The following is a 26,407-nucleotide window of genomic DNA, read 5'->3' as shown; positions in this document are numbered from 1 at the left end:
CGATGATCCCGCAGCGTCCGTCTCGTGAGCACAGGATGTCCCGGCGCGGCGTGTTCACTAGGTTGTGCCCATGAGCGATCTGTCGATGGAGTCCGAGCCCGAGTTCCCGGAGGCGCCGAGCTTCGGCAGCCCGGCCGACGGGCCGAACGGGAGCGCCTCCGACGAGCCGCACGGTGCGGCGCTCTCCGACGCGATCGAGGCCCCGAGCACCCACCAGACGGTGCCGAGCCAGGAGTCCGAGTCGTACACGCACGGTCACCACGAGTCCGTGCTGCGCGCTCACCGGGCGCGCACGGCCCAGAACTCCGCCGGGTTCCTGCTGCCCCACCTGCGCGACGACATGCACGTGCTCGACGTCGGCTGCGGGCCGGGCACCGTGACGACCGACCTCGCTCGCATCGTCGCGGGCGGTGACGTGGTGGGCGTCGACGCCTCCGAGACGGTGCTCGAAGCGGCACGCTCGCACGCCGCGGCGATCGGCGCGGACAACGTCCGCTTCCAGCAGGCCAACGCCTACGAGCTCCCCTTCGACGACGACACCTTCGACCTGGTCTACGCCCACCAGCTCCTGCAGCACCTGTCGGACCCGGTCGCCGCGCTGCGGGAGATGAAGCGCGTCGCCGTGCCCGGCGGGCTCGTCGCCGTGCGGGACGCCGACTACGCCGCCATGGCCTGGTACCCCGAGTCCGCCGGTCTGACCGAGTGGAACACGCTCTACCACGAGGTCACGCACGCCTACGGGTTCGAGCCCGACGCCGGCCGTCGACTCTTCTCCTGGGTGCTCGACGCCGGGTTCGACGTCGTCGGCGCCGTCCCGAGCGCGTCGTCGTGGTGCTACGCCACGCCGACCGACCGCGAGTGGTGGGGGCAGCTCTGGGCGGAACGCTGCGTGGAGTCGAACTTTGCGCGACAGGCCATCGAGTCCAACCTGGCCGACGACGTGGCCCTCGAACAGCTCGCGCAGGACTGGCTCACCTGGGCGCACTCGCCGGACGGCTGGTTCGCCATCCTGCACGGCGAGGTGCTGGCCCGGGCCTGACGCCCTCGCACGTCGTAGGACGCCCTCGCCGAGTCGTTCGGCGAGGGCGTCCTGTGCTGGTGCGACCGCCTCGGTCAGCTCGTGATCGTGAGGGTCTCGTACTCCATGAAGCCTGGATCGATCTCCATCTGCACGTCGTCGACGTCCGCGACCATGAAAGGGCTGGAGAAGGTCAGCGACTTGTCCGGCGCGATGTCGGAGCTCGGGAAGGAGTCGACGTCCATGTCGAACACGGGGTCGGACGCGGCACCGGCGGAGGTGACGCTCGCGTACAGCAGCGCCGGCGTGTAGGCGGTGTCGGAGCCGTTGTCGATGGTGATCTCGAAAAGGACGGGGGTGCCCTCACCGTCGGTGCCCACGGCGTACTCGCCCGGGGTGAACTCCTGCGGGGCCGAGACGGTGATCGCCAAGCCGTCGTCGTAGGTGTAGGTCTCTTCGAACCCGACCTCGCCACCGGCGTTCGAGGTCGCCGCCTCGAGGTCGTCCAGACCCAGCCCGGCGTCCTCGAGCTCCTCCACGATGAGGGAGGGCTGCTCCTCGATGTAGGCGGTCAACGCCGAAAAGCTCAGTACCGAGACCACGATCGACAGGACGATGGCCACCACGGACAGCGCCACGCCGACGATCGCCATGACCTTGCCGCCCGCCGTTCCCCGCGCCGCCTGGACGATCGCGACGATGCCGAGGACGATCCCGACGAGGCCGAGCAGGATCGAGCCGATGTTGAGGATGGGGATCCAGCAGCCGAGCAGGGCGACGATACCGAGCACGAGCGCTGCGATCGCGAGGCCGCGCTTCTCGGAGGCGGGCCGAGGCGGCGGTGCGCCGTAGGGCGCCGGGGCCGGAGGCTGGCCAGGGGGCGTCGGAGAGCCGGTGTAGCTCCCGTACGGCGCCGCCGGGGCACCGTAGTCGGTGTAGGGGCTCGGGGGAGTGGTGGGCTGACCCGGGGACTGAGGGTCGTAGGGGGGCGTGCTCATGCGTCGTCCTTCATCGAGGAGTGGAACAAGGCAGGTTAGCGACGTACCCGCTGTCACGCAGGCAACGCCGCGGGTGAAATGTCGTACCTCCGGCGCCGGTTAGCCTGGACCCGTGCGTATCGCGAGATTCACCACCGGCGACGACCCCCGCTTTGCCTTCGTGCAGACCGAGGGGGACACCACCTACCTGGCCGTGCTGAGCGGGGACCCGCTCTACATGCCGGCCATGCCGACGGGGGAGCGTGTCGAGCTCGGCGACGGCGTGCGTCTGCTCGCGCCGGTGATCCCGCGCTCCAAGGTGGTGGCGGTCGGGCGCAACTACCTGGACCACATCCAGGAGATGGGCAGCGAGCCGCCCGCCGCGCCGCTGCTCTTCCTCAAGCCGAACACCGCCGTCGTCGGCCCGGACGACCCCATCGTGCTGCCCGACTGGACCCGCGAGGTCTCCTACGAGGCCGAGCTCGCCGTCGTGATCTCCAAGCTGTGCAAGGACGTCGAGCCCGAGAACGCCCGTGCGTACGTGCTCGGCTACACCGTGGCCAACGACGTCACCGCCCGTGACGCGCAGCGCACGGACGACCAGTGGGCGCGCGCCAAGGGCTTCGACTCCTCCTGCCCGCTCGGCCCCTGGATCGACACCGACCTGAACCCCGAGGACGTGGGCGTGCGCTCGCGCGTCAACGGCGAGCTCAAGCAGGACGGCCGCACGGCGCAGATGATCTTCGACGTCGACTACCTGGTCTCGTACGCCTCGAAGGCCATGACGTTGCTGCCCGGCGACGTGCTCCTGACAGGCACCCCGGCCGGCGTGGGCAGCATCGAGCACGGCGACCGGGTCGAGTGCGAGGTCGAGGGCCTCGGCGTGCTCGCCAACCCCGTGGTGCGGCGCGAGGTCTGAGGTGTCGCGGGCGACGCGTACGCCCGGTGCGCATGGTCGAATGGAGGCATGTCCGCCTGCTGCGAGCCGCAGGGCTACGAGAAGGTCTTCGACCACCGCGGGGCACGGCGTGCCGCGGCGCGCTACGCCCGCTCCGGCCTGACGACCCTGCCGCAGCGCACCCTCGAGCTCTACCGCGACGGCGTGATCCACGGCGAGACGCTCCTGGAGATCGGCGGTGGCATCGGCGACCTGGAGATCGAGATGCTGCGGGCCGGCATCGACCGCGCGGTCTGCGTGGACATGTCGACGGGCTACGACGCCGTCGCGGCACGCCTGCTCGCCGGGTCGGGCCTCGCGGGCCGCGTGGAGCGACGGACCGGTGACCTCGTCGCCCACCCCGACGTGGCCGGTCCCGCCGACCTCGTCGTCCTGCACAGCGTCGTCTGCTGCTACCCGGACGCCCGCGCGCTCGTCACGGCCGCCGCCGACCGGGCACGTCAGTACCTCGTCCTGGCGTTCCCGAAGAACACCTGGTGGATGCGTGCGGCCGCCCCCTTGTTCAACGTCTACCCGCGGCTGCGCGGCAGCGACTGGCGGTTCCGCGTCCACCCGCCTGCCGACGTCGTCGCGGCCGCGACGGACGCGGGCCTCCGGGAGGTCCGCTCGGAGCGGTTCGTGTTCGACCACCACCTGGTCTTCGCCCGCTGAGCCGTGACCGACGACGGCACCACAGGTGGACGCGTCCCGTCGGCGTCAGCAACCAGGTCGCCGGCAACTAGGCTGTTCCCGTGAATGTCGCAGCAGGTTCCGCAGCCCCCGCCCGTCCGGTCCGTGTCCGCTTCGCCCCGTCCCCGACCGGCATGTTCCACGTGGGCGGCGCGCGCTCCGCGCTGTTCAACTGGGCCGTCGCCAAGCAGACGGGCGGCACGTTCGTGCTGAGGATCGAGGACACCGACACCTCGCGCAACAAGCCGGAGTGGGTGGACGGCATCCTGGCCGCGCACGCCGCGCTCGGCATGCACGCCGACGACCCGACCTTCGAGGGCCCCTACTTCCAGTCGGCGAATCGCGAGAAGCACAGCGAAGCACTCGAGCGCCTGCTCGTGGCGGACCGTGCCTACTTCTGCGACTGCACGCGCGACGACGTCGCCGACCGGACCGGCAACAAGCAGTCCGGGTACGACGGCTTCTGCCGTGTGCGCGGCCTGGAACGTGCACCCGGCCGAGCGCTGCGCTTCCGCACCCCCGACGAGGGCGAGACGCAGGTCGTCGACCTGATCCGCGGCAACCCGAGCTTCCCGAACTCCGCGATGGAGGACTTCGTCGTCGCCCGCGGTGACGGGTCGCCGGTGTTCCTGCTGGCGAACGTCGTCGACGATCTCGACGAGGGCATCACCCACGTCATCCGGGGCGAGGAGCACCTGCCCAACACGCCCAAGCAGCAGCTGCTGTGGGAGGCGCTCGGCGCTGAGGCGCCCATCTGGGCCCACCTGCCCGTCATCGTCAACGAGAAGCGGCAGAAGCTCTCCAAGCGTCGCGACAAGGTGGCGCTCGAGGACTACCTCGCCGAGGGCTACCTGCCCGCCGCGATGGTCAACTACCTCATGCTGCTCGGCTGGGCGCCCGGCAACGACGAGGAGATCCTGCCGTTCTCCGAGATGATCTCCCGGTTCCGCGTCGAGGACGTCAACAGCGCCTCGGCGTTCTTCGACCTCAAGAAGCTCGCCGCGTTCAACGGCGAGTACATCCGGGCGCTGTCCGTGGACGAGTTCATCGCCGCCGTCGGGCCGTGGCTGCGCGCGCCGCACGCGCCGTGGGACGAGGAGCGGTTCGACGCCGCCGCGTTCGCCGCCGTGGCTCCGCTCGCCCAGTCCCGCGTGGCACTGCTCAGCGACATCACCGACAACGTCGACTTCCTGTTCCTCGATGCCCCGGTCGAGGACGAGAAGTCCTGGAACAAGGCGATGAAGCCGGGTGCCGTCGAGCTGCTCACCGACGTGCGGGCCGTCCTCGCGTCGCTCGAGCCGTGGGAGGCCGAGCCGCTCAAGGACGCCGTGGCGACCACGGGCGAGCAGCACGGCCTCAAGCTCGGCAAGGCGCAGGCACCCGTGCGGGTGGCGGTGACCGGCCGGACGATCGGCCTGCCGCTGTTCGAGTCCCTCGAGGTGCTCGGCCGCGAGCGCACCCTCGGCCGCCTCGACGCCGCCCTGGCCCGCCTCGCCGAGAACCCGCCGCAGGCTCCGACCCAGTGACGGCGTTCGGAGCCGTCGGCGGCCGGGTCGACGCCGTCCTGCTCGACGTGGACGACACCCTGGTCGACACCCGGGGGGCCTTCGCCACGGCGCTCGCGGCGGTGGCGGACGCGCACCTGCCCGACGACGTCGACCACGTCGCCGTGCTCGACCACTGGCGGACCGACCCGGCGGGCCACTACCGCGCCTACACCCGCGGGGAGACCGACCATCGCACCCAGCGCCGGCTGCGTGCGGACCTGCTGCACCGCACCTTCGGTGGGGCGCCCGTGGGCGAGGACTCGTTCGATGCGTGGGACGAGCTGTTCTGGGGCACGTTCGAGCGCTCGTGGCGGGCGTTCGACGACGCCGCCGCGTTCGTCGACGGGCTGCGCGCCGCGGGCGTCCGCCTCGGCGTGGTCACGAACGCCGCCGTGGAGCTGCAGGAGCGCAAGCTCGCGGCCGTCGGGCTCGATCTGCCGGTGCTCGTCGGCGTCGACACGCTCGGCTACGGCAAGCCGCACCCGGACGTGTTCGTCGAGGGTGCCCGACTGCTCGATGCTGCGCCCGGACGCACCGCCTACGTCGGCGACGAGCCGAGGATCGATGCCCGGGCGGCGCACGACGCCGGTCTGGTCGGCGTGTGGCTCGACCGCCCCGGAGCCCGCCGGGCCGACGAGCACGCGGTGGACGTCGACGCGATGCGGACGGCGGGGATCGTGGTCGCCGCGGGCCTCGCCGACGTGCCGGCGGCCCTCGGCCTCTGACGCCGCGTTCACGGCGCCAGCAGCAGGACGGCACCCAGCGCCGTGGACGTGACCACGACGGCGGAGCACGCCCCGAGCAGCAACGGACGGCCGCCGGTGCGCACCAGCCGCGGCACGTCGACGCCGAGGCCGAGCGCGAACATCGCCGCGACGAACAGGGCCGTGGTGACGTGGACGGCCACGCCGAGCACCGGGTCCGGGACGACGTCGAGGCTGCGCAGCAGCACGGCACCGAGGAACCCCAGCACGAAGCCGGGCACGAGCGCCGGGCGCGTGCCGCCGTCGGACCCCATGCCGGCCGGGCCGGCCGGGCCGTTCGTGGAGCGCGCGGCGGGCGCGGTGCGGCGGGACTGATGCGCGGCGACGGCGGCCACGAGCGGTGCGAGCAGCACCACGCGGGCGAGCTTCGCGACCGTGGCCGTCGCGAGCGCCGTGGTGGCCGCCAGGCCGCCCGCGGCGGCGACCACCTGGGCGACCTCCTGCACGCTGGCGCCGATCCACAGTCCGGCCTGGTCGCCCGTGAGCCCGAGGAGGTCGGCCAGCCGGGGCAGCACGACGACGGCGGCCGTGCCGTAGAGCGCGACGAGCGCGAGCGCGACGGCCGCAGCATCCCCGGAGCGGTCGCCGCGTCGTCCGCCGGCTCGGCCAAGGACGCCCGTCATGGCCGAGACGGCGGCGGCTCCGCAGATCGAGAAGCCGGTGGCGACCAGGAGCGTCGTGTCGTGCGGCACGCCCAGCCGGCGGCCGATCGCCGTGGTGGCGGCAAAGGTCGTCACCACCGTGAGGCCCACGACCGTCAGGCCACGCCAGCCGAGCCCGAGCACGTCGGCCGCCGAGAGCTGCAGCCCCAGCAGGACGACGCCGGAACGCAGCACGTGCCGCGCCACCCAGTCGGTCCCCGGCGTGATGACGGTGACGACGTGGGCCGCGCGGGGGCGGCCCACGAGCCCGTCCCGCCGGCTCCAGGCGCCGAGCACCGAGCCGACGGCGGCTCCCACTAGCAGCGCGAGCACCAGCGGGGACAGCGCCGGCACCGTCGAGGCCAGCGTGGGGGCGAGTCCGAGCAGCACCGCCGTCGCGCTGACGGTGAGGGCGAGGCCAGGGGCGAGGCGACGGACGACAGGGGGCACGGTGACCACTCTCGCCGCGTCCGGTGACCGCCGGAAGGACGAGATCGTGATCCATCCATAGACTGGCCCTATGGCAGAGCGCACGTCCTTGGCCGCGTTGGAGCTGCTCGTGGCGGTGGACACCCACGGTTCGATCAGTGCTGCCGCCCGCGCGCTCGCGATCGCCCAGCCGACAGCGTCGGCCGGCCTGCGTCGCCTCGAGAGGCGCCTCGGTCTGGAGCTCGTGGCGCGCGGGCCGCGCGGGACCGCCCTCACCACCGCCGGGCAGGCGGCCGCGGGCTGGGCGCGCGAGGTCGTCGCTGCGTCCGAGCGGTTCGAGACGGCGGCCGCGGGCCTCCGGTCGGGGCCCATCACGGCGCTGCGTGTCGCAGCCAGCCTGACCGTCGCCGAGTATCTCGTGCCGCGGTGGTTCGCCCAGCTCGCCGCCCAGGGAAGCGGGGGAGACGTCGAGCTGGTGGTCCGCAACTCCAGCGACGTCATGGAGCTCGTGCTGGACGGTACTGCCGAGCTCGGTTTCGTCGAGAGCCTCGGGGTGCGGCGCGGGTTGCGCAGCCGGACCGTGGCCCACGACGAACTCGTCGCGGTCGTGGCACCGTCGCACCCCTGGGTGCGGCGGCGGTCGGTGCGGCCGGCCGAGCTGCTCGGCGCCCGGCTGGTCCTGCGCGAGACCGGGTCGGGCACGCGGGAGATCCTCGAGCGGGCTCTCGCCTCCGTCGGTGCGACCGTTCCCGACCACTTGCCCACGCTCGGGTCGACGTCAGCGCTGAAGGCGGCGGTGCAGCACGGGGGCCAGGTCGCGGTGCTGTCCGGTCTGACGGTGGCCGACGACGTCGCCGCGGGCCGGCTCGTCGCGGTCCCTGTGGAGGGGGTCGACCTCTCCCGCCGCCTGCGGGTCGTGTGGCGCGACGGGGTGACGCCGTCGACCACGGCGCGGCGCCTCAGCGCCGTCGCGCGCGGTACGCCGTCGTGATGTACGGCATCGCGATCTCGCTCGTGCCCGCCAGGTCCGGATGGGTCACGACGAGGTCGTCGACCTCCTGCAGGAGCTGTTCGCGCTCCGTCGCCGGGAGGGTCAGCAGGTAGCTGCGCGACCCGGCGAGCGCGCGCAGATCGGCTGTCGCCAGGTGGTGCATCCAGCGGAACTCGGCGACCTCGAGCTCACCGAACGGGTCACCCACCGCGGGGGTGTTGCCGCCTTGTTCGCTCACCGGGTGGAGCTCGTCGCCCCGGTGCAGGATCTCGCCGAAGCGGCGGACCCAGTCGATGCGCTCGTCGCGGTCGTTCCAGACGACGGCAAGGGTGCCACCCGGTCGTAGCACCCGGGCGATCTCGGCAGCAGCCCGGGGCGGGTCGAACCAGTGCCAGGCCTGGCCGACGACCACGGCGTCGACCGCGGCGTCCGGCAGGGGGATCTCCTCGGCGGTACCGACGTGCGTGACGACGTCCGGCAGTGTGGTGGTGAGCTCGTCGAGCATGGGTCGGGAGGCGTCGACGGCGACGACGTCGAGCCCGCGGTCGACGAGCCGTCCCGTCAGCAGTCCCGTGCCTGCGGCCAGGTCGAGCACACGGACGGCGTCCCGCGGCACCATCCAGTCGACGGCCTCGGCGGGGTAGGTGGGGCGCACGCGGGCGTACACGTCGGCGCCCGTCGAGAAGGAGGAGGCTCTGTCGGAGGATGACTGCGGGTCAGGCGTCGACGGCATGCCAGCAGGGTCGCACGTCCGGGTCCTGCCGTCATCATTCCGAGCGGAGGTATGGCTGGTGAGACGTGACGAAGGGCACCAGGTCGCCGGTTTGGATCCAGCCGTGAGGTCCGGTAATGTTTCGGGTCGTTGGGCCGTACGGGCAGCGCCGACAAAAGTCGGAAATCTCCCGGTAGGTCTGGACACCATGGGGTATGGTGTAATTGGCAGCACGAGTGGTTCTGGTCCACTTAGTCTAGGTTCGAGTCCTGGTACCCCAGCGCAGTGCGCTGTCTCACCCACGTTCAGGATCACAGGTCTTGTCGGGTGCGCTAGAGTACTCACGGCAAATCGGTCCCTGTGGCCGAGGAACCATAGGCCCCCATCGTCTAGCGGCCTAGGACGCCGCCCTCTCACGGCGGTAACGCGGGTTCAAATCCCGCTGGGGGTACGTAGCGGTCCACCTGGGTGGACCGTCGCACCGGCTCCGGCGACGGAGTCACGTCCGGCCCCCATCGTCTAGCGGCCTAGGACGCCGCCCTCTCACGGCGGTAACGCGGGTTCAAATCCCGCTGGGGGTACACAGCACCGCACGTCACGAGGCTCGGTCCCTGCGGACCGGGCCTTCGTCGTTCCTCCGTGCGGGTCACGGCACGTCGAGGGTCACAGGAACGGGTCCGGCACCGTCGGCCCGGCGCCGCTGCTGGTGGGCGGTTCGTACAGCGCCTGCTCACGGCCCGGTGCGAACCAGCCACGACGACGCCGCTGCGTACGGGGCGCCTCCTCGGGCTCCGGGAACGGCGGTACCTCGGAGTTCTCGTCCTGCGCGTGGTTCCCGGCCGGTGCTTCGCTCTGCGGCGGGGCGACCACGGGCAGCTCGGCGGTGGTCGGACGCGGTTCGCGCGCCCCGGACGGCGGGATCGCCGGTGGGGTCGTGCGCGCTCGCTCGGGCGCACTCTTCGCCGCCTGGGTGGGGAAGAAGATCGTGTCGGTGAGCCTGCGATAGGTGGCGTCCGGGTCGGGGACGTAGTCGACGCGACTCAGCGCCTGGTCCTGGCCTGCGGACTCCATGACGAAGCGACCGTAGCCGAGCAGCTGGCCCATGGGTGTGCGGGTGTAGCTCATGTCGGTCACCTTCATCATCGGCATCATCGCGACCTTGCGGATCACGAACCCGTGGGTCAGCAGCAGTCGCTTGTCGGTGGCGACGAACCACTGGAAGTACCACTCGGCCCACCGGACGAACAGCCGCCCGGCCGGCAGCAGCCACAGCAGCCAGAAGCCGCCGAACCCGGTCGCCTGGTGCAGGAGCGCGAGGACGATCGCGGCACCCACGGTCGTCAGGACGGGTTCAAGCAGCGCCGCCCAGTGCAGGCGCGACGCGAAGACGACGCGCTCGTGGTCCAGCACGTAGCGGCGCAGGTGACGGTGGGCGCGCACCGCCTCGTCGGGCGAGCGCACGGCTACGTGGTCAGGTTGGCGAGGAACTCCCCGAAGCTGGCGAACGCGTTGGCGATCACATCCCAGATCGCCTTGACGATGTCCGCAGCGCGGTCCGGGCTCGTCACGATCGCGTAGATCAGAAAAATCACGACGAGCCAGATCAGGAGGGTCTTGGCCTTGGCCGGCATCGGGTCCTCACGCCTCTCGGTCGGCGGGGCAGGGTCGCCCCGCTGGTGGGGAGCCTACTGACCTGCAGGGCGACCCCGCGACAACCAGTTCGGCGCGCCGTCACTCACCGGCGCGCTGCAGCACCTCGGTGAGGCGGTTGGCGGCGGCGACGACGGATGCCGAGTGCAACCTGCCCGGCTGGCGGGTCAGGCGCTCGACCGGGCCGGAGACGGAGACCGCCGCGACGATCCGGCCCGAGGGGCCACGGACCGGGGCAGAGACCGAGGCGACGCCGAGCTCCCGCTCCGAGACCGACTGGGCCCAGCCGCGGCGTCGGACGCCCGAGAGGATCGTCGCGGTGAAGACGGCCTCGCGCAGGCCGCGGTGGAGCCGGTCGGGCTCCTCCCAGGCCAGCAGGATCTGGGCCGCGGAACCGGCGTGCATGGTCAGCGTGGCGCCGACGGGGATCGAGTCGCGCAGGCCGACAGGGCGCTCGGCGGCGGCCACGCAGACGCGGTGGTCGCCCTGGCGGCGGTAGAGCTGGGCGGACTCGCCCGTGTGGTCGCGCAGGGCCGTGAGCACCGGGTTCGCGGCGGCGAGCAGGCGGTCCTCGCCGGCAGCCGTCGCGAGCTCGTTGAGACGGGGACCGAGCACGAAACGCCCCTGCATGTCCCGGGCCACGAACCGGTGGTGCTCGAGCGCGACGGCCAGCCGGTGCGCCGTCGGCCGGGCCAGCCCGGTCGAGGAGACCAGCTGTGCCAGGGTGGCCGGACCGGCCTCGAGAGCTCCGAGTACGGACGCGGCCTTGTCCAGTACGCCGACTCCGCTAGTATCGTCCATAGGTCGATACTGACGTCTCGCTCAGTGAGATTGCAAGTTCTACGCAAACTCCGGTCGTAGACCAGGACGTCGGTTCGCGGAAGCACAAGTGACGACAGCCACCCCCGGTGGCGGAACGAGGAGCTCGAGATGGCCGGCACGCTGGCAGAGAAGGTCTGGGAGGCGCACCTGGTGCGCCAGGGCGCCGACGGGGCACCGGACCTGCTCTACATCGACCTCCACCTCGTGCACGAGGTGACGAGCCCGCAGGCGTTCGAGGGCCTGCGCCTCGCCGGGCGACCGGTGCGGCGTCCGGACCTCACGATCGCGACCGAGGACCACAACACCCCCACGCTCGACATCGATCTGCCGATCGCGGACCTCACGAGCCGCACGCAGATCGACACGCTGCGCAACAACGCCCGCGAGTTCGGGGTGCGCATCCACTCCCTCGGCGACGCCGACCAGGGGATCGTGCACCAGGTGGGCCCGCAGCTCGGTCTGACGATGCCGGGGCTGACCGTCGTGTGCGGCGACTCCCACACCTCCACGCACGGCGCCTTCGGCGCGCTCGCGTTCGGCATCGGCACCTCCGAGGTCGAGCACGTGCTCGCCACGCAGACCCTGCCGCTCGCGCCGTTCAAGACCATGGCGATCACGGTCGACGGCGAGCTGCCCCCGGGCGCGACGTCGAAGGACATCATCCTGGCGATCATCGCCAAGATCGGCACCGGCGGCGGGCAGGGCTACGTGCTCGAGTACCGCGGTGAGGCCATCCGCAGGCTCTCGATGGAGGCGCGGATGACCATCTGCAACATGTCCATCGAGGCCGGTGCGCGCGCCGGCATGATCGCCCCCGACGAGACCACCTTCGAGTACCTCAAGGGGCGCCCGCACGCGCCCGAGGGCGAGGACTGGGACGCCGCCGTCGAGTACTGGAAGACCCTGCGCAGCGACGACGACGCCGAGTTCGACGAGGAGGTCGTCCTGCGCGCCTCCGACCTCGAGCCGTTCGTCACGTGGGGGACCAACCCCGGTCAGGGCCTGCCCCTGTCCGCGAACGTGCCCGTCCCCGCCGACATCGCCGACGAGGGCGAGCGCGTCAGCGCCGAGCGGGCGCTCGAGTACATGGGCCTCGAGGCCGGGATGCCGCTGCGCGACGTCAAGGTCGACACGGTCTTCATCGGTTCGTGCACCAACGGGCGCATCGAGGACCTCCGGTCGGTCGCCAAGGTGGTCCAGGGCCGCAAGAAGGCCGACGACGTGCGCGTGCTCGTCGTGCCGGCGTCGGCCCGCGTGCGCCTGCAGGCCGAGGCCGAGGGCCTCGACACCATCTTCAAGGACTTCGGCGCCGAGTGGCGCAACGCCGGGTGCTCGATGTGCCTCGGCATGAACCCCGACCAGCTCGCGCCGGGCGAGCGCGCGGCGTCGACGTCGAACCGCAACTTCGAGGGCCGTCAGGGCAAGGGCGGGCGTACCCACCTGGTCTCGCCGCTCGTCGCGGCCGCCACCGCGATCCGCGGCACGCTGTCCTCGCTGTCCGACCTCGACCTGCCCGGCGACGTCGACCTGATCACTTTCGACGGCACCCCGCTGGCGCCGCTCGACGCCCCGTCCTTCGTCTGAGCCCCCCGCGCTTCCTACAGGAGTTCCCATGGAGAAGATCACCACCCACACCGGCGTCGGGGTGCCGCTGCGTCGCAGCAACGTCGACACCGACCAGATCATCCCGGCCGTCTACCTCAAGCGGGTGACGCGCACCGGCTTCGAGGACGCCCTCTTCGCGGCCTGGCGCGGCGACCCGTCGTTCGTGCTGAACCAGGAGGCCTACTCCTCCGGCTCCGTGCTCGTGGCCGGCCCCGACTTCGGTACCGGCTCGTCGCGCGAGCACGCCGTCTGGGCGCTCAAGGACTACGGCTTCCGCGTCGTGCTGGCCTCGCGCTTCGCCGACATCTTCCGCGGCAACTCCGGCAAGCAGGGGCTCGTCGCCGGCATGGTCGCCCAGGAGGACATCGAGCTGCTCTGGAAGATCCTCGAGGCCAAGCCCGGCACCGAGATCACGGTCGACCTCGAGGCGCGCACGGTGCACGCCGACGACGTCACGGTGCCGTTCCAGATCGACGAGTACACCCGCTGGCGCCTCATGGAGGGCCTCGACGACATCGGCCTGACCCTGCAGAACGAGGCGGACATCACCGCGTTCGAGGCGACACGTGCCTCGTGGCGTCCGAAGACCCTCCCGGCCAAGCACCTGCCGAACGTCCCGATCGAGCCTGCGCGTCCGGTGTCCTGACGCTCGTATCCGGCTTGCGTTCACGGGCGGGCTGACGATTCCGCGCGCGGTCGCGCTCACGGGCGCTGCGCGCCCTGCGCTTCCCGTCTGACGACCGCGCGCGGAATCGTCAGCCCGCCCGTTCGTGCGTCGTCCTCGTTCGTGCAACGGCGTCGCCGGGTCAGTGGGTGGGCGTCAGAGCTGCGGCGGGCCCTGCCGGACGCGCTCGAGGAGGCTCTCGGGCGTGGCCGTGATGGGGTCCCACCACGACTCGATCCACCAGGTGGCGCCGGCGTCCGCGGCGGCGCGGGCCTGACGTTGCGCGACGGCGGGGTCGGCGTCGAGCCTGCCCTGCATGGCGACGTCGAACGGCCCGGCGTCGCTGTCCCGGTGCTCGGCGATCCAGCGGGTGAGCTCGCGGATCTGGTCCGGGCCGGCCTCGGCGTCCTCGGGGGAGTCGCCGCGCACCTGCGGCACGATCCCGTCCCAGCGCAGGGCGCGGTCGAGGCTGCGCCGTGGCGGCCGCTGTGCGTCCCAGACGGCCACCGGCCACACCGGGATCCGTCCGTGGACCGGCGGCACCGGGAACTGGAACGTCCCGGTGCTCACCAGCTCGCCGGGGTGCTCGAACGGTTCGCCGGACCACGAACGCTCGAGCCAGGCGAGCACCTCGTCGAGGGCGTGTGCGCGGTCGCGCAGCGTCGTCGGCTGCCCCGGCACCGACGTGAAGGCGCGGTCGATCGGCACCCCCACCCCGACAGGGAGCACCAGACGGCCACCGGAGAGGTGGTCCACGGTCAGGGCCTGCTGAGCGAGCTCCCAGGGGCGACGGCGGGGGAGCGCGAAGATCATCGCGCCCAGCGTGAGCCGCTCCGTGGCCGCGGCGGCGGCCGCGAGCAGGCCGAACGGGTCCCAGGTCGGATGTGCGCCGAAGCCCTCGTCGTCCAGGCTCACGCCGTCCCAGGTGAAGAACCCGTCCCAGCCGTGCGCCTCGCACTCCTGGGCCAGGTGCACCTGCTGCACGGGGCTCCCGTAGCTGCCGATGAAGCCGAACCTCATGGTGACCTCCCGTCGTCGTCCCTCCCGGTGACGTTAGGCCGCACCCCTGACATCGACCGGACCGTGGGGGACATAGGGTGACCCGCGTGAGTGACATGCCGATCGTGGAGATGTGGACCGACGGGGCCTGCAAGGGCAACCCCGGGCTCGGGGGATGGGGAGCCCTGCTGAAGTCCGGCGGGCACTCCAAGGAGCTGTTCGGCGGGGAGAAGCTCACCACCAACAACCGCATGGAGCTGACGGCGGTGGTGGAGGCACTGCGCGCCCTCAAGCAGCCGAGCGCCGTCACGGTGCACACCGACTCGTCCTACGTCATGAACGGGATGAAGACCTGGATCGCCGGCTGGAAGCGCAACGGCTGGATGACGTCGGCCAAGAAGCCGGTCAAGAACGTCGACCTCTGGCAGGCCCTGGACGCCGAGGTGGCGCGCCACCAGGTCAGCTGGGTATGGGTCAAGGGGCACGCCGGGGACCCCGGCAACGAGCGAGCCGACCAGCTCGCCAACGACGGCGTCGACTCGGTGCGCTGAACCGGCCACCGGGCGGGTGCGACGCACGTCACGCCGCAGCAGGCCGTGACACCTCATAGGGTGGCCTCATGGCTTCCCACTACGACGTCGTCCTCCTCGGAGCTGGCCCCGGCGGCTACGTCGCCGCGATCCGTGCGGCCCAGCTCGGCAAGTCCGTCGCCATCATCGAGGAGAAGTACTGGGGTGGTGTCTGCCTCAACGTGGGCTGCATCCCCTCCAAGGCCCTGCTGCGCAACGCGGAGCTCGCGCACCTGTTCACCCACCAGGCCGACTTCTTCGGCATGTCGGGTGACGTGTCGTTCGACTTCGGCAAGGCGTTCGACCGGTCCCGCGACGTCGCGGACGGCCGGACCAAGGGCGTCCACTTCCTCATGAAGAAGAACAAGATCACCGAGTACGACGGCCGCGGCGCGTTCCGCGACGCCAACACCATCGAGGTCACTCTCAACAAGGGCGGCACCGAGACGGTGACGTTCGACAACGCGATCATCGCGACGGGCTCGAAGGTCCGCCTGCTGCCGGGCGTCGAGCTCTCCGACAACGTCGTGACCTACGAGAAGCAGATCATGACCCGCGAGCTGCCGAAGTCGATCGCCGTCGTCGGCGCCGGCGCCATCGGCATGGAGTTCGCCTACGTCCTGAAGAACTACGGCGTGGACGTCACCATCATCGAGTTCCTCGACCGCGCCCTGCCGAACGAGGACGCGGACGTCTCGAAGGAGATCGCCAAGCAGTACAAGAAGCTCGGCGTCAAGATCCTGACCTCCACGGCCGTGCAGACGGTCGAGGACAAGGGTTCCTCGGTCACCGTCTCGTACAAGGGCGTCAAGGACGACAAGCCTGGCTCCCTCGAGGTCGACAAGGTCCTCATGGCGGTCGGCTTCGCGCCGAACGTCGAGAACTTCGGCCTGGAGAACACCGGCGTGCAGCTCACCGAGCGCGGCGCCATCGCGATCGACGACCACATGCGCACCAACGTGCCGCACATCTACGCCATCGGCGACGTCACCGCGAAGCTCATGCTCGCGCACGTCGCCGAGGCGCAGGGCGTCGTCGCCGCCGAGACCATCGGTGACGCGGAGACGATGACGCTCGGCGACTACCGCATGATGCCGCGCGCCACGTTCTGCCAGCCGCAGGTGGCCTCGTTCGGCCTCACCGAGGCGCAGGCCAAGGACGAGGGCTACGACGTCAAGGTCTCCAGCTTCCCGTTCATGGCGAACGGCAAGGCGCACGGCCTCGGCGAGCCCACCGGGTTCGTCAAGCTCATTGCGGACGCCAAGTACAACGAGCTGCTCGGTGCCCACATGATCGGCCCCGACGTCTCCGAGCTGCTGCCCGAGCTCACCCTCGCGCAGAAGTGGGACCTCACGGCCGACGAGGTCGCCCGCAACGTGCACACCCACCCGACGCTGTCGGAGGCCGTCCAGGAGGCGGTCCACGGCATCGCGGGGCACATGATCAACTTCTGATCACCCGCCCGACGGCGGTGGTGCCGTCGCGCTGAGAGGCCCGGGTCCGTGGAATTCCGCGGATCCGGGCCTCTTCGCGTCCCGGGGTGTCGTTGACGCCTATGGACGTGAGCGGTCCGACAATGCCGCCCGCCGTGCACAGCGATGGCGCGACGACGGTCACGAGCCAGGAGGTCGAACGATGGGTACGACACAGAGTTCGAGCGGCTCAGGATCGCCTGGGCCTGAGGAAGCCGCCGCTGCTGCGTTCCCTCTGCTGACGGGCCGTATCCCTCGGCGAACAGGACGCCGCGAGGTCGGTTACGGTGACCACCTTGCGAAGGTGGCGACAACTCGTCGCCGCGATCCAAGCACTGACACGTCCGCCCTCCGAACTCGAAGGAAAGCTCTTGACCGGATCGCTCCCGCCGCTCGACCTTGCCGCGCTGCCCGGTCCGGTCGATGTCGCGGACAACACCCAAGCACTCGCCGACGTTCGAGCCGTCATCGACGCCGGCCCCTACACGGACACCTGGGAGTCCCTGCGCGGTTATACCCCGCCGCAGTGGTACGAGGATGCGAAGCTCGGGATCTTCATCCACTGGGGCGTGTACTCCGTCCCCGCCTTCAACAACGAGTGGTACTCGCGCAACATGTACCGCGAGGGGACCGCGGAGTTCGAGCATCACGTCGCGACCTATGGTGACCATCGGCAGTTCGGGTATAAGGACTTCATCCCCTCCTTCACGATGGACCGGTTCGATCCCGACGAATGGGCGGAGCTGTTCCGCAAGGCGGGTGCGCAGTTCGTCGTGCCCGTCGCCGAGCATCATGACGGTTTCGCGATGTACGACACGCAGCGTTCCCGGTGGAGCGCCGCCCGGATGGGGCCCGAGCGTGACGTGTTCGGAGACCTGAGCGCCGCCACCGACCGGGCGTGGATGGTGCGCGGTGCCTCCACGCACCGCGCCGAGCACTGGTTCTTCATGAACGGTGGAACACAGTTCGACTCCGACGTGCTCGCCGCGCGGACCCAGGACTTCTACGGTCCGGCGCAGCGCGAGGAGACCGCGCCGCACGAGCGCTTCCTCGAGGACTGGCTGCTGCGCACCGTCGAGATCATCGACCGCTACCGCCCGCAGGTCCTGTGGTTCGACTGGTGGATCGAGCACCCCGCGTTCAAGCCGTACCTGGCGAAGGTCGCCGCCTACTACTACAACCGCGCTGCCGCCTGGGGCCGCGAGGTCGTCATCAACTACAAGTGGGACGCCTTCGCCGAGGGCTCGGCCGTGTACGACATCGAGCGCGGCACGATGGGCGCCATCCGCCCCACGGTGTGGCAGAACGATACCTCCGTGTCGAAGACCGCGTGGTCGTGGGTGACGAACCACGAGTACAAGAGCGCCCACGACCTGATCGTCGAGCTCGCCGACGTCGTCTCCAAGAACGGCATCCTGCTCCTGAACATCGGCCCGAAGGCCGACGGCACGATCCCCGACGCGGAGCAGGAGCTCCTGCTGACGATCGGTGACTGGCTCTCGATCAACGGCGAGGCGATCTATGGCACCAGGCCCTGGGTCGTCTCCGGTGAGGGACCGACACAGGTGGCCGTCGGATCGTTCGTCGACGCGCAGTCGCGGAACTTCACCGCCTCCGACTTCCGGTTCACCAGCCGCGCGCACGTGACAGGCGACTACGTCTACGCAATCCCGCTGGCCGAGCCCGACGACAACGAGCTGCGCATCCGCGCCTTCGGCAGCGGTGCGGGGGTACTCACCCGCCCGGTCAAGGAGGTCACCATTCTCGGCGAAGCCGGTCCGGTCGAGTGGGAACAAACAGCCGGCGAGCTCGTCGTCCGCGCCTCTCGCGCCGCCGTCGTCAAGCTGTTCCTCGAGGCAGAGGCCATCCCGCCGCGCAAGGACTTCCTGCACCAATGACGAATTCACCACCGAACGAAGGAATCCTGGCATGACGACCAACCAGCAATGGCAACTGGTCAAGATAGGTGCCAGCACCGATGCGTCCGCCATGGACGTCGTGGCCGCGATGGAGCCGGGCTGGAATCTCGGCAACTCGCTGGACGCGACCGGTGGCGAGACGGGATGGGTAACCCGGTCATCACCCGTGACCTGATCGACGACATCAAGGCGCAGGGCGTCAACAGCATCCGCATCCCGGTCACCTGGGACGAACGTCAGGGCGGCGCGCCGAACTACACCATCGACTCGGAGTATCTCGACCGGTTCAAGGCCACCTGGACTCAGGGCTACCCCGCACACATGGTCCTCGCAGAGAAGTCGTCACCGCGATCGACCGTGCGCGGCCAACACGCGGTGGCGGGACTTCGTCGACATCGCCTCGATCAGCCGGAGCCAGTCGATCGCCGGAGCGGACCTCGCCGCCTCGATCCAGGTCGTGGCCGACCACCGGCACGTCGAGCTCCGGAGCCTCGAGGAGTCGCTCGCGGGCATGGGCGAGATCGCGCAGTCGCGCAGGTCCGCGTGGCGACGCAAGCAGCGTCTGACCGGCAGCACGCCGGAGAACTTCCAAGCCCTGCTCGACGAGGTCGAGGAGTTCGCCGACCCTATCCTGAACGGTCCTGCCAATGGGCTCGCCTGGCAGCCGTCGGCGCGCACGTGGGTGCGCTGACATGGAGAAGGGTCGGCGGCAGGTGGATAGAAGCCTGGCAGCGGAACAGGCCCAGCATGCGTGCTTTTTCTCCGCGGCCTGTGCCCGGGACGCGGCCCTCGCGTGTGGCGTCACTCCCTGACGAGCCGGGGACACGACCCCTCAAGGACTGGGACCAGGTGGTGCGAGCGGACCGCTCGCACCACCTGGTCCCAGCCTTCACCTGGTCTTACTTGATCACGCGAATCTTCAGCTGCTTGGACCCGTTGACGACGCGCGGCAGAGGGTCGGACGTCCGCGTGCGCTCGAACGCGGTCTTGCCGTCGCCGATGCTGACCTCCAGACCGACCTCGTCGTTGCGCTGGTTGTTGCGCAGGGCGTTGCGCACTTCGTCGAACGACCGGAGCTCGGAGAAGTCCTCCTGGTAGACATTGCCACCGACCACCGCGACCGTGCCCCGCTCGCCCTTGAGCCTCTTGGGGATCTTGATCTCCTGGCGGAAGAACGTCTTGGTGGTGCCGTCCGACCCGACGAGCTGCGTCCGCAGCACGAGCGTCGAGCCCGCGCGGACCTTCACCCGCTCGCCCGTCACGTCGACCCAGCGCCCACCGGTGCGCTGCTGGATCTTCGCGACCCGGTAGCGGCGCTTGCTGTCGGTCACCCTGACGTCGTTGGTCACGCCGGTCACCTTCACCCCTGACAGCGAGGAGAGCGTGAACGCCACCTCGGCCAGGTCGAAGGCGCTGTCGAGCCCGATGTCGTCGGCCGACTGGTACCGGTCGGCGTACCGGAGCGTGAACGGGGTGCCGCTGCGGGTCCCCGTGATCGTCCACGCCTGGGTCAGCGACCCGCCGATGACCCCGTCCACCACGCGCTCGTGGTTCGCCAGGCCGGCGTAGAGAGTGACCTCTCCGAGGGCAGGCGGGACCAGCACCTGCGTCGTGCCCGTGCGGGAGCGGCCGTCGTACGACACCTTCGACCGGACCTGTGCCGCCGCGGGGGAGGCTCCGAAGGTCCCGGCGATCCCGGCCAGACGGTCGTCGGTGATGGTGCCGCCGAGCGCGCCGAGGTTCGCCACCTTGAACGGCACGCCCAGCGGGTCCTTCTGGACGTAGACCGCGTCCGCGGCTGCCAGACCCAGTCGCGTCTTGCCGGTGAAGGCCATCGGGTGGCCGAAGGCGACCACCCGGTTGCCGCAGACCGACGTGACGGTCCCGACCCCGGCGAAGGTGATGTCGCCGTGCGAGAGCACCGCACCGACGTTCCCGCCGGCGACGACGGTGTCGACGCCAGCGGCGGCACTGCCGGCCGACCGCCCGATCCGGTAGGAGTCGGCTCCCACCAGGGCCTTGCCGCTGAACGACCGACCGGCGTCGCGCGCTCGGCCCAGGTTGACCCCGCCGACGCCCATCGGCATCGGCAGCTGCCGGAGCCCCTGGGACGCCTGCGACCGGGTCACGTCCGTCTCGGCGGCGATCTTGCCTGCCAGCTTCGGGCCGACAGCCACCTTGGGTGCGGCCTTCGCGGCGCCCAGGTAGTCGTCCATGCTCTCGAAGGGCGTGATCCCGGCCACGGGGGAGCTGCCCCAGGCGAGGCCGTAGGCGACGGCACCGATGAGCCGCCCGTCCTCGGCGTACACCGGGGATCCGGACATGCCCTGCCAGATGCCGCCTGCGGCGTCGATGGCGGGGGAGTCGAGCTCGGCCACGATCATGTCGAGGCCCGGTCCGATACCGTCCGCGAGCACACCGAGCACCTCACCGGTGAACTCCTGCGGCGTGGTCCCCTTGCTCACGGTGAGCCCGCTGACCGGTGCCCCGCTCGTGAGCTCGGAGACCGGGAAGGGCGCTGCGCAGTCGGCCGCGGGCGCGGCTGCTGCCGACGGGCCGACCGCGACGAGCCCGGTCAGCAGCAGAGCACCGGCTGCGCCGGAAGCGGTCAGTGCGACCACACGGCGGCCGCGTGCGGAGGGGATGGACGGCGCACGGCGGCCGTCTCCAGCAACGATGTTCGACATGCGCACAGCATGGTCCACTCCGGGGCTCGCCGGGCGCGCCACGCCGGGTGAGGAATGTGCCGTTTTCGTCTGTAATTATGGATCTCGACAGTCGCCCAGCGGACGAGGAGAACCCCACATGTCGGTGCGTCGGCGGATCGTCACCGGAACCGCGGCCAGCGTCGTCGTCGTCGGCCTCAGCGCTGGCCTGTACGCGGCGCAGGCGCCCGATCACCGCGCTGACGCGGTGGAGGTCGTGGACACGGCCGGCGTCCTCTACGAGCCCGAGCTGACCGCCGCTGTCGAGGCGATGCGCTTCTACGCCCCCACCACGGTGGCGGTGTTCACGCACGACGGCGGCCCGGAGGCGCGCTCCGACGACTACGCGCTCAACGACGCCGTCCTGGAACACGCCCGCGAGTCGCGCACGGACTGGCTCAGCGAGAACGAGCAGAAGTGGGCGGACGACCTGTTCATCTTCGCCGTCGACCCGGAGGGCCGCCTGGTAGGCACCTACTTCGGTGAGAACCGTGCGGTGGGCGAGGACGCACAGCTGGACATCCAGGACACCGCGAAGGACGACTTCCGGCGTGGGCAGTGGACCGCAGGGGCGATCGTCGGCGTCCAGGCGGCGGCCGACCGGATGAACACTCCTGCGATCCGACGGCCGGCTGGCACCGCCGCAGCGTCCGCGGCGTCGCTCCTCACCGTCCTGGGATCCGGCGTCTACGTCGTGGTGGGGATGAACCGTGCGAGCCGGAGCCGGCGTGCCCGTGCCGCCGGCGACCGGTCGATGGCCAACGTGGTGCGCGACTACGACGAGACCGAGCTGCACACGCACGTCCTGCCCGCGGAGTCGCGGTACGGCGGGGCGATGCTGGAGCGCTTCGCGGACTACCGCCGCGGGTTCCGGGAGCTGGTCGAGCTGGGGGACACCGCGCGCGACGTCCCCGAGAGCGAGTACGACTCGCGTCGCGCCCTGGAAGTCCTGACCCGGTACCGGGACAAGGCGGTCGAGCTGGACCAGCTGGACGACGTCATCGCGGACACGGCAACGTTCCTCAACCGTGACAGCTCCTGGCCGGAGGTCTGGGCCCGGCAGGCCGCACCGCTGCGGGACGACCTGGCACAGGTGGAGCCGCTGCTCGGTTCGACCGTGCCGAAGAAGATGCGCGGACTCCCCGAGGCCCAGAAGCTGCGAGAGCTGGCCACGCGTTCCTCGGTGGAGCTGGACCGCATGCGTGGCGAGCTGGACGACCGGACCCTGGCTCCGGACGACGCCCTGGACCGCCTGCGAACCCTGCGCGACGAGCTCAGCGGGCACCTCGACGCGCTGGCCGGTGCCGTGTCGCGCGAGTTCAGCAAGAAACGATCCGAGCAGCAGGTGATGGAGAAGGCCCTCCGGTCCGACAGCTACCGGCCTGCGGGGCGGACGACGATCCTCGGGACGGTCGACCCGGCCTGGACCTGGTTCACCGTGAGCACGTTCCAGAGCGGGTTCGCCGCCGGGACGAGCCAGGTCGAGCAGGCTCGTTCCGCGTCGAGCTCCGGAGGGTCCACCTCCGGGTTCAGCAGCAGCGGAGGGAGCTTCAGCGGCTCCGGCAGCTCGTCGCGGTTCTGACGGCTCCGTCGCCCGTCACCGTCCCGAGCGACTCACCGAGCTCCTGCCACCTGGACAGCGACCTCGAGATCGTCCACGGTCGTCAGGGCGTGCGGGTAGAGCTGCTCGCGACCCTGAAAGCTCAGGATGCTCGGGTTCTGGATCCTGCCGTCGTGGATCTCGATCGCGCGCGAGATGGTCAGACTCGTCGCCCACGCGGCAGGTCCTTCCATGACCGGCCGCAGGAACGGCAGGAGCGCCTCGCTGACCTCCCACGTGGCCGAGTTCCACAGGTAGGACGGGGTGTGGTCGACGGCGTAGTAGCTCACCCCGCGGCCGACGGTGAACATCGGGTCGTCGAACGTGGTGGGGACGGCCCACTCGAAGCCCATGCCGGCGTCGCACGAGACGTCGATGATCATGCTTCCTGTGGCGAAACCCTCCAGGTCCTCCGTCCGCAGGTACGTCAGCGGCGCGGCGACATCCTGGAGCGTGCAGTTGACCACGATGTCGTGGGACGCCAGGAACGCGGGCAGCGAGACGTCGCCGTCCGGCGTCGACACCTCGCTGAGGTAGGCGGCACCCTCGCTGGTGTGGAGCTGGGTGATGTGCGCGCTGTGGATCGGCGAGCCGACCGCCGCGGTTCCTCGTTGCGTGAGGACCTGGATGTCGTGGATCCCCTGCGCCTTGAGCGCGGTGACAGCACCCCGTGCGGTCGCGCCGAAGCCGATGACGACGGCACTGAGCCGCGGTCCGTAGTCTCCGGTCGAGCCGGTCAGGCTCAACGCGTGCAGGACGGAGGAGTAGCCGGCGAGCTCGTTGTTCTTGTGGAACACGTGCAGGCTGAAGTCACCCTGTCGGGTCCAGTGGTTCATCGCCTCGAAGGCGATCAGCGTGAGCCGACGGTCGATGGCGGTCTGCGTCATCCCGGCGTCCTGCACGCAGTGCGGCCACCCCCACAGGACACGGCCCTCGGGAACGGCCGCCACGTCGGCCGCCTGTGGCTTGGGCAGGAGCAGCACGTCGGCGGACTCGATCACCTCGGAGCGTTCCGCGACCCTGCCGACGCGCGACTCGACGTACCCGGGCTCCAGGTGAAAATCGGCGGCGTAGCCACGCTCGACGACCATCCGCGCACGCACGTCCGGGTCGATGCGGTCCAGGTGATGGGGATGGATCGGCAGTCGCCGCTCGTTCTCCATCGAGGAGCCGGCGAGCAGCCCGAGGGTGAGCAGATCGCTGCTCCGTGAGGCGTCGTTGAACGACTCGGTGGGGACAGCAGGGGAAAGGTGAGTGGCGCCGGACATCCGGACTCCCATGATCAGGGAACCAGGGTCAGCTCCTGACGGGGATTGTACGCTGAGCAACACATTGCCAGGAAGTGTTACTAAGATGGTCGGCGTGGTCACACTTCCGGTGGCGGTGCCCGCGATGGGGTACGAGGAGCACGTCTGGCAGGCCGAGCCCGACGGGCTGCACGGTCGCACGCGCGTAGCGGCTGCTAGCGGGCCCTACCGATCGACCGTGACCCCGCCGATCACCGACTTCACGCCGAGCCTGCCGACGGATCTTGCCGCTGACGCGGAGGACGCGACAGCCGCGCTGGCCCGGTTCGACGCCTACGCGCGGTCGGTCCTCGGCGCTGGCAGCCCGACGCTCGGACCGATGTCGTCGATCCTGCTGCGTACCGAGTCGACCTCCTCCTCACAGATCGAGAACTTGACGGTGAGCGCGCGGCAGCTGGCCTTGGCGGAGATCGACCAGTCGACCTCGCAGAACGCCAAGGTGGTCGTGGCCAACGTGCGTGCGATGGAGGCCGCGCTCGAGCTCGCCGACCGGCTCGACTCCGACGCGATCCTCACGATGCAGCGAGAGCTGTTGGATGCCCAGCCAGGCTGGCAACGGCACGCAGGTCGCTACCGCGAGGGCCTGGTCTGGGTGGGCTCCAGCGGGATCACGCCACGGGGCGCCAGCCATATCGCTCCCCAGGCCGAGCAGGTGGCGGCCGCCATGGACGACCTGGTGGCATTCATACGCCGCGACGACATGCCGGTGCTCGTGCAAGCTGCGATCGCACACGCTCAGTTCGAGACGATCCACCCGTTCGCCGACGGCAACGGACGTACCGGCCGAGCGCTCGTGCAGGCTCTCTTGAGGTCCAAGAGCGTCCTGACGAGCACGACGGCTCCCGTCTCGGCCGGACTGCTGCGCGACACCGAGGGCTACTTTCGCGCGCTGGGAGGCTACCGTGACGGCAACGCCCGCCCCATCATCGAAGAGTTCTCGGACGCGAGCCGGTTTGCGGCCTCGTCCGGCGCCCAGCTGGTCGACGACCTGGCTGCGCAGATGGAGTGGTCCCGTGAGCGGATGGCGGGCGTGCGCCGCAACGCCGGTGCGTGGAAGGTTCTGCCGCACCTGGTGGCCCATCCCGTGGTGAATGCCAACCTGCTGATCGAGCGCCTCGGCATGAACGGCATGGGCGCCCAGCGTGCGCTCGGCCAGCTGGTCGACGCCGGGGTGGTGGAGGAACGCACAGGCAGGCAGCGCAACCGCGTCTACCAGCACGCCGGGGTCATCGAAGTCCTGGATGTCTACGCCCAGCGGCTGCGCCGCGGCTGAGCCGTGGTGTCGCGTGCCAGACGTGAGACCTGCATCGCGTCAACGTTGACCCAGCACCACTTGGAGGCCTCGGCAAGGTGTGGCCGGGCGCTATGGACGGGTCCGTTCGTGAACGCTGTCGAGATGTGTGCGCAGCGCGGGCGGCCCGTGCACGACGAACCGACAGTCCAGCAGCAACAGGCGCAGCGCCAGCCACTCCACGGTGTCCGGCGCGCTGTGCCAGCGCGTGTCGTCGCCGTCGGGGACGAGCTGGCCGTCGCCGAGGTGGTCGCGAAGGCGCGCCCTGGCGACGTCGGTCGGCAGGTGGAGCGTGACGTCCGCGCGGTAGGTCGGCGCCATCGCCCCCTCGGCCTCCTCGAGATGTGTCAGGACGTCCGCGGCGGGCATGTCGTGGCGTGACGGCGCTCCGGTGGCGCGCGGGGCGTGTACCCGGTCGGCGCGGAAGGTACGCCAGTCGTCGCGGTCGACGTCGAACGCCACGAGGTACCAGCGATGATGGGCGCTGACGAGCTGCTGCGGCTCCACGTGCCTCGGCCCGCTGCGGCCGTCGCGAGTCTCGTACTCCAGGCGGACCCGTTCGCGGTTGGCCGCTGCGGCGGCCAGCACGGTGAGGACGTCGGGGTCGACGGCGCCCGCAGCCGGGCGTCCCCAGCTCATGGCGTTCGCGCCGAGCGTGCGGACGCGGTGCCGTAGCCGGGGAGGGAGCGACTGGCTCAGCTTGGTGAGCGCGCGGATCCCCGCGTCCTCGAGCCCGGGGAGGCCGTGGACGGCGACGGTGCGCAGGCCGAGCGCCACGGCGACCGCCTCGTCGTCCTCCAGCAGCAGCGGCGGTATCGAGGTGCCGGCCACCAGGCGGTACCCGCCGTGGGCGCCGAGCGTCGCCTCGACGGGGTAGCCCATCTCGCGCAGCCGGTCGACGTCGCGGCGCACCGTGCGGTGCGTGACGTCGAGCCGCTCGGCGAGCTCGCTGCCGGACCAGGTGCGGGCGGTCTGGAGCAGCGACAGCAGGGCGAGCAGGCGCGAGGTAGGTCCGGTCATGGCTCCATTCTCGGTCACATCTAGGACAGCAACAGTCCTAGATGCGTCCTATCGTTGCTGACACCAGCACAACCACCA

Annotated in this window: 25 protein-coding genes, 3 tRNA genes and 1 pseudogene; 19 read left to right on the top strand and 10 right to left on the bottom strand. The window is 70.7% G+C overall.

What is annotated here, in order from left to right; translation table 11 throughout:
- The first annotated feature begins 70 nt into the window (after window positions 1-70).
- Complete coding sequence (locus PZC42_RS13205) at window positions 71-1,039, top strand: class I SAM-dependent methyltransferase (protein WP_306574912.1); 969 nt, start codon at window positions 71-73, stop codon at window positions 1,037-1,039.
- A 74-nt stretch (window positions 1,040-1,113) separates the two neighbouring features.
- Here the strand turns inward: PZC42_RS13205 and PZC42_RS13200 are convergent, their stop codons facing one another.
- Window positions 1,114-2,016: a DUF4190 domain-containing protein gene (locus tag PZC42_RS13200; protein ID WP_277211836.1), complete on the bottom strand. Its 903-nt coding sequence runs from the start codon at window positions 2,014-2,016 to the stop codon at window positions 1,114-1,116.
- Between the two features lie 112 nt (window positions 2,017-2,128).
- Between PZC42_RS13200 and PZC42_RS13195 the strand changes: the two genes are divergently transcribed.
- The 4 genes from PZC42_RS13195 (at window position 2,129) to PZC42_RS13180 (ending at window position 5,894) form a co-directional block, all read left to right on the top strand.
- The gene (locus PZC42_RS13195) at window positions 2,129-2,914 is read left to right on the top strand and encodes a fumarylacetoacetate hydrolase family protein (protein WP_277211834.1); all 786 of its coding nucleotides are present in this window, start codon (window positions 2,129-2,131) and stop codon (window positions 2,912-2,914) included.
- 48 nt (window positions 2,915-2,962) lie between these two features.
- Complete coding sequence (locus tag PZC42_RS13190) at window positions 2,963-3,604, top strand: class I SAM-dependent methyltransferase (RefSeq protein WP_277211832.1); 642 nt, start codon at window positions 2,963-2,965, stop codon at window positions 3,602-3,604.
- Window positions 3,605-3,684: 80 nt separating this feature from the next.
- Complete coding sequence (gene gltX, locus PZC42_RS13185; RefSeq protein ID WP_277211830.1) at window positions 3,685-5,148, top strand: glutamate--tRNA ligase; 1,464 nt, start codon at window positions 3,685-3,687, stop codon at window positions 5,146-5,148.
- Window positions 5,145-5,894: an HAD family hydrolase gene (locus PZC42_RS13180; RefSeq protein WP_277211828.1), complete on the top strand. Its 750-nt coding sequence runs from the start codon at window positions 5,145-5,147 to the stop codon at window positions 5,892-5,894. Before gltX ends, PZC42_RS13180 begins: the two co-directional genes overlap by 4 nt.
- An 8-nt stretch (window positions 5,895-5,902) precedes the next feature.
- On the opposite strand, the gene PZC42_RS13175 is transcribed toward PZC42_RS13180, so the two are convergent.
- Window positions 5,903-7,024: a YeiH family protein gene (locus PZC42_RS13175; RefSeq protein ID WP_277211826.1), complete on the bottom strand. Its 1,122-nt coding sequence runs from the start codon at window positions 7,022-7,024 to the stop codon at window positions 5,903-5,905.
- A gap of 70 nt (window positions 7,025-7,094) precedes the next feature.
- Between PZC42_RS13175 and PZC42_RS13170 the strand changes: the two genes are divergently transcribed.
- The gene (locus PZC42_RS13170; RefSeq protein ID WP_277211824.1) at window positions 7,095-7,994 is read left to right on the top strand and encodes a LysR substrate-binding domain-containing protein; all 900 of its coding nucleotides are present in this window, start codon (window positions 7,095-7,097) and stop codon (window positions 7,992-7,994) included.
- Here the strand turns inward: PZC42_RS13170 and PZC42_RS13165 are convergent.
- Window positions 7,963-8,727 (bottom strand): class I SAM-dependent methyltransferase, encoded by a 765-nt coding sequence (locus PZC42_RS13165; protein ID WP_277211822.1) that lies wholly within the window; start codon window positions 8,725-8,727, stop codon window positions 7,963-7,965. The genes PZC42_RS13170 and PZC42_RS13165 overlap by 32 nt on opposite strands.
- Window positions 8,728-8,915: 188 nt before the next feature.
- On the opposite strand from PZC42_RS13165, the gene PZC42_RS13160 reads away from it, so the two are divergent.
- From PZC42_RS13160 to PZC42_RS13150, 3 genes are all read left to right on the top strand, one after another.
- Window positions 8,916-8,987: transfer RNA gene (locus PZC42_RS13160), tRNA-Gln, on the top strand.
- Between the two features lie 97 nt (window positions 8,988-9,084).
- Window positions 9,085-9,157, top strand: a tRNA-Glu gene (locus tag PZC42_RS13155).
- A gap of 57 nt (window positions 9,158-9,214) precedes the next feature.
- Window positions 9,215-9,287: transfer RNA gene (locus PZC42_RS13150), tRNA-Glu, on the top strand.
- A gap of 82 nt (window positions 9,288-9,369) precedes the next feature.
- Here PZC42_RS13150 and PZC42_RS13145 read toward each other — a convergent pair.
- From PZC42_RS13145 to PZC42_RS13135, 3 genes are all read right to left on the bottom strand, one after another.
- Complete coding sequence (locus PZC42_RS13145; protein ID WP_277211821.1) at window positions 9,370-10,167, bottom strand: PH domain-containing protein; 798 nt, start codon at window positions 10,165-10,167, stop codon at window positions 9,370-9,372.
- A gap of 2 nt (window positions 10,168-10,169) precedes the next feature.
- The gene (locus PZC42_RS13140; RefSeq protein WP_277211819.1) at window positions 10,170-10,337 is read right to left on the bottom strand and encodes a hypothetical protein; all 168 of its coding nucleotides are present in this window, start codon (window positions 10,335-10,337) and stop codon (window positions 10,170-10,172) included.
- 100 nt (window positions 10,338-10,437) lie between these two features.
- A complete protein-coding gene (locus PZC42_RS13135) occupies window positions 10,438-11,157 on the bottom strand; it encodes an IclR family transcriptional regulator (RefSeq protein WP_106268618.1) in 720 nt (239 codons plus the stop codon).
- A 129-nt stretch (window positions 11,158-11,286) separates the two neighbouring features.
- Between PZC42_RS13135 and leuC the strand changes: the two genes are divergently transcribed.
- Both leuC and leuD read left to right on the top strand, forming a co-directional pair.
- The gene (gene leuC / locus PZC42_RS13130) at window positions 11,287-12,762 is read left to right on the top strand and encodes a 3-isopropylmalate dehydratase large subunit (protein WP_277211816.1); all 1,476 of its coding nucleotides are present in this window, start codon (window positions 11,287-11,289) and stop codon (window positions 12,760-12,762) included.
- A 28-nt stretch (window positions 12,763-12,790) separates the two neighbouring features.
- On the top strand, window positions 12,791-13,429 hold the full coding sequence (gene leuD, locus PZC42_RS13125; protein ID WP_277211814.1) for a 3-isopropylmalate dehydratase small subunit: 639 nt from the start codon (window positions 12,791-12,793) through the stop codon (window positions 13,427-13,429).
- Between the two features lie 174 nt (window positions 13,430-13,603).
- On the opposite strand, the gene PZC42_RS13120 is transcribed toward leuD, so the two are convergent.
- On the bottom strand, window positions 13,604-14,467 hold the full coding sequence (locus tag PZC42_RS13120; protein ID WP_277211811.1) for an LLM class flavin-dependent oxidoreductase: 864 nt from the start codon (window positions 14,465-14,467) through the stop codon (window positions 13,604-13,606).
- Window positions 14,468-14,562: 95 nt separating this feature from the next.
- On the opposite strand from PZC42_RS13120, the gene rnhA reads away from it, so the two are divergent.
- The 6 genes and pseudogenes from rnhA (at window position 14,563) to PZC42_RS13095 (ending at window position 19,097) form a co-directional block, all read left to right on the top strand.
- Window positions 14,563-14,997 carry a ribonuclease HI gene (gene rnhA / locus PZC42_RS13115; protein ID WP_277211947.1) on the top strand — a complete coding sequence of 145 codons (435 nt, stop codon included), beginning with the start codon at window positions 14,563-14,565 and terminating at the stop codon, window positions 14,995-14,997.
- 68 nt (window positions 14,998-15,065) lie between these two features.
- Window positions 15,066-16,469, top strand: a complete 1,404-nt coding sequence (gene lpdA / locus PZC42_RS13110) for a dihydrolipoyl dehydrogenase (RefSeq protein WP_277211809.1) — start codon at window positions 15,066-15,068, stop codon at window positions 16,467-16,469.
- 389 nt (window positions 16,470-16,858) lie between these two features.
- Window positions 16,859-18,385: an alpha-L-fucosidase gene (locus tag PZC42_RS13105; RefSeq protein ID WP_277211807.1), complete on the top strand. Its 1,527-nt coding sequence runs from the start codon at window positions 16,859-16,861 to the stop codon at window positions 18,383-18,385.
- Window positions 18,386-18,416: 31 nt separating this feature from the next.
- A complete protein-coding gene (locus PZC42_RS13100; RefSeq protein ID WP_277211805.1) occupies window positions 18,417-18,581 on the top strand; it encodes a hypothetical protein in 165 nt (54 codons plus the stop codon).
- Window positions 18,551-18,640 (top strand): annotated as a pseudogene (locus tag PZC42_RS22660) (hypothetical protein); the annotation flags it as partial. The gene PZC42_RS13100 and the pseudogene PZC42_RS22660, both read left to right, overlap by 31 nt.
- Before the next feature lie 223 nt (window positions 18,641-18,863).
- A complete protein-coding gene (locus PZC42_RS13095; protein WP_277211803.1) occupies window positions 18,864-19,097 on the top strand; it encodes a hypothetical protein in 234 nt (77 codons plus the stop codon).
- Between the two features lie 208 nt (window positions 19,098-19,305).
- Here PZC42_RS13095 and PZC42_RS13090 read toward each other — a convergent pair whose 3' ends face one another.
- Window positions 19,306-21,093, bottom strand: coding sequence for a SpoIVB peptidase S55 domain-containing protein (locus PZC42_RS13090; protein ID WP_277211801.1), 1,788 nt, complete (start codon window positions 21,091-21,093; stop codon window positions 19,306-19,308).
- A 118-nt stretch (window positions 21,094-21,211) separates the two neighbouring features.
- On the opposite strand from PZC42_RS13090, the gene PZC42_RS13085 reads away from it, so the two are divergent.
- Complete coding sequence (locus PZC42_RS13085) at window positions 21,212-22,693, top strand: DUF5129 domain-containing protein (protein WP_277211799.1); 1,482 nt, start codon at window positions 21,212-21,214, stop codon at window positions 22,691-22,693.
- A gap of 32 nt (window positions 22,694-22,725) precedes the next feature.
- Here the strand turns inward: PZC42_RS13085 and PZC42_RS13080 are convergent, their stop codons facing one another.
- Complete coding sequence (locus tag PZC42_RS13080) at window positions 22,726-23,874, bottom strand: N(5)-(carboxyethyl)ornithine synthase (protein ID WP_438802954.1); 1,149 nt, start codon at window positions 23,872-23,874, stop codon at window positions 22,726-22,728.
- Window positions 23,875-24,073: 199 nt separating this feature from the next.
- On the opposite strand from PZC42_RS13080, the gene PZC42_RS13075 reads away from it, so the two are divergent.
- Window positions 24,074-25,291 (top strand): Fic family protein, encoded by a 1,218-nt coding sequence (locus PZC42_RS13075; RefSeq protein WP_277211795.1) that lies wholly within the window; start codon window positions 24,074-24,076, stop codon window positions 25,289-25,291.
- A 90-nt stretch (window positions 25,292-25,381) separates the two neighbouring features.
- Here the strand turns inward: PZC42_RS13075 and PZC42_RS13070 are convergent, their stop codons facing one another.
- Entirely contained in the window at window positions 25,382-26,329 is a 948-nt protein-coding gene (locus tag PZC42_RS13070; protein WP_277211793.1) for a helix-turn-helix transcriptional regulator, read from the bottom strand.
- Between the last annotated feature and the right edge of the window lie 78 nt (window positions 26,330-26,407).

It is taken from the genome of Isoptericola croceus (assembly GCF_029382255.1).
Taxonomy (GTDB): Bacteria; Actinomycetota; Actinomycetes; order Actinomycetales; family Cellulomonadaceae; genus Isoptericola; species Isoptericola croceus.
The sequence above is the reverse complement of the archived record's forward strand: the minus strand, read 5'-3'. Positions and strand labels throughout refer to the sequence as shown.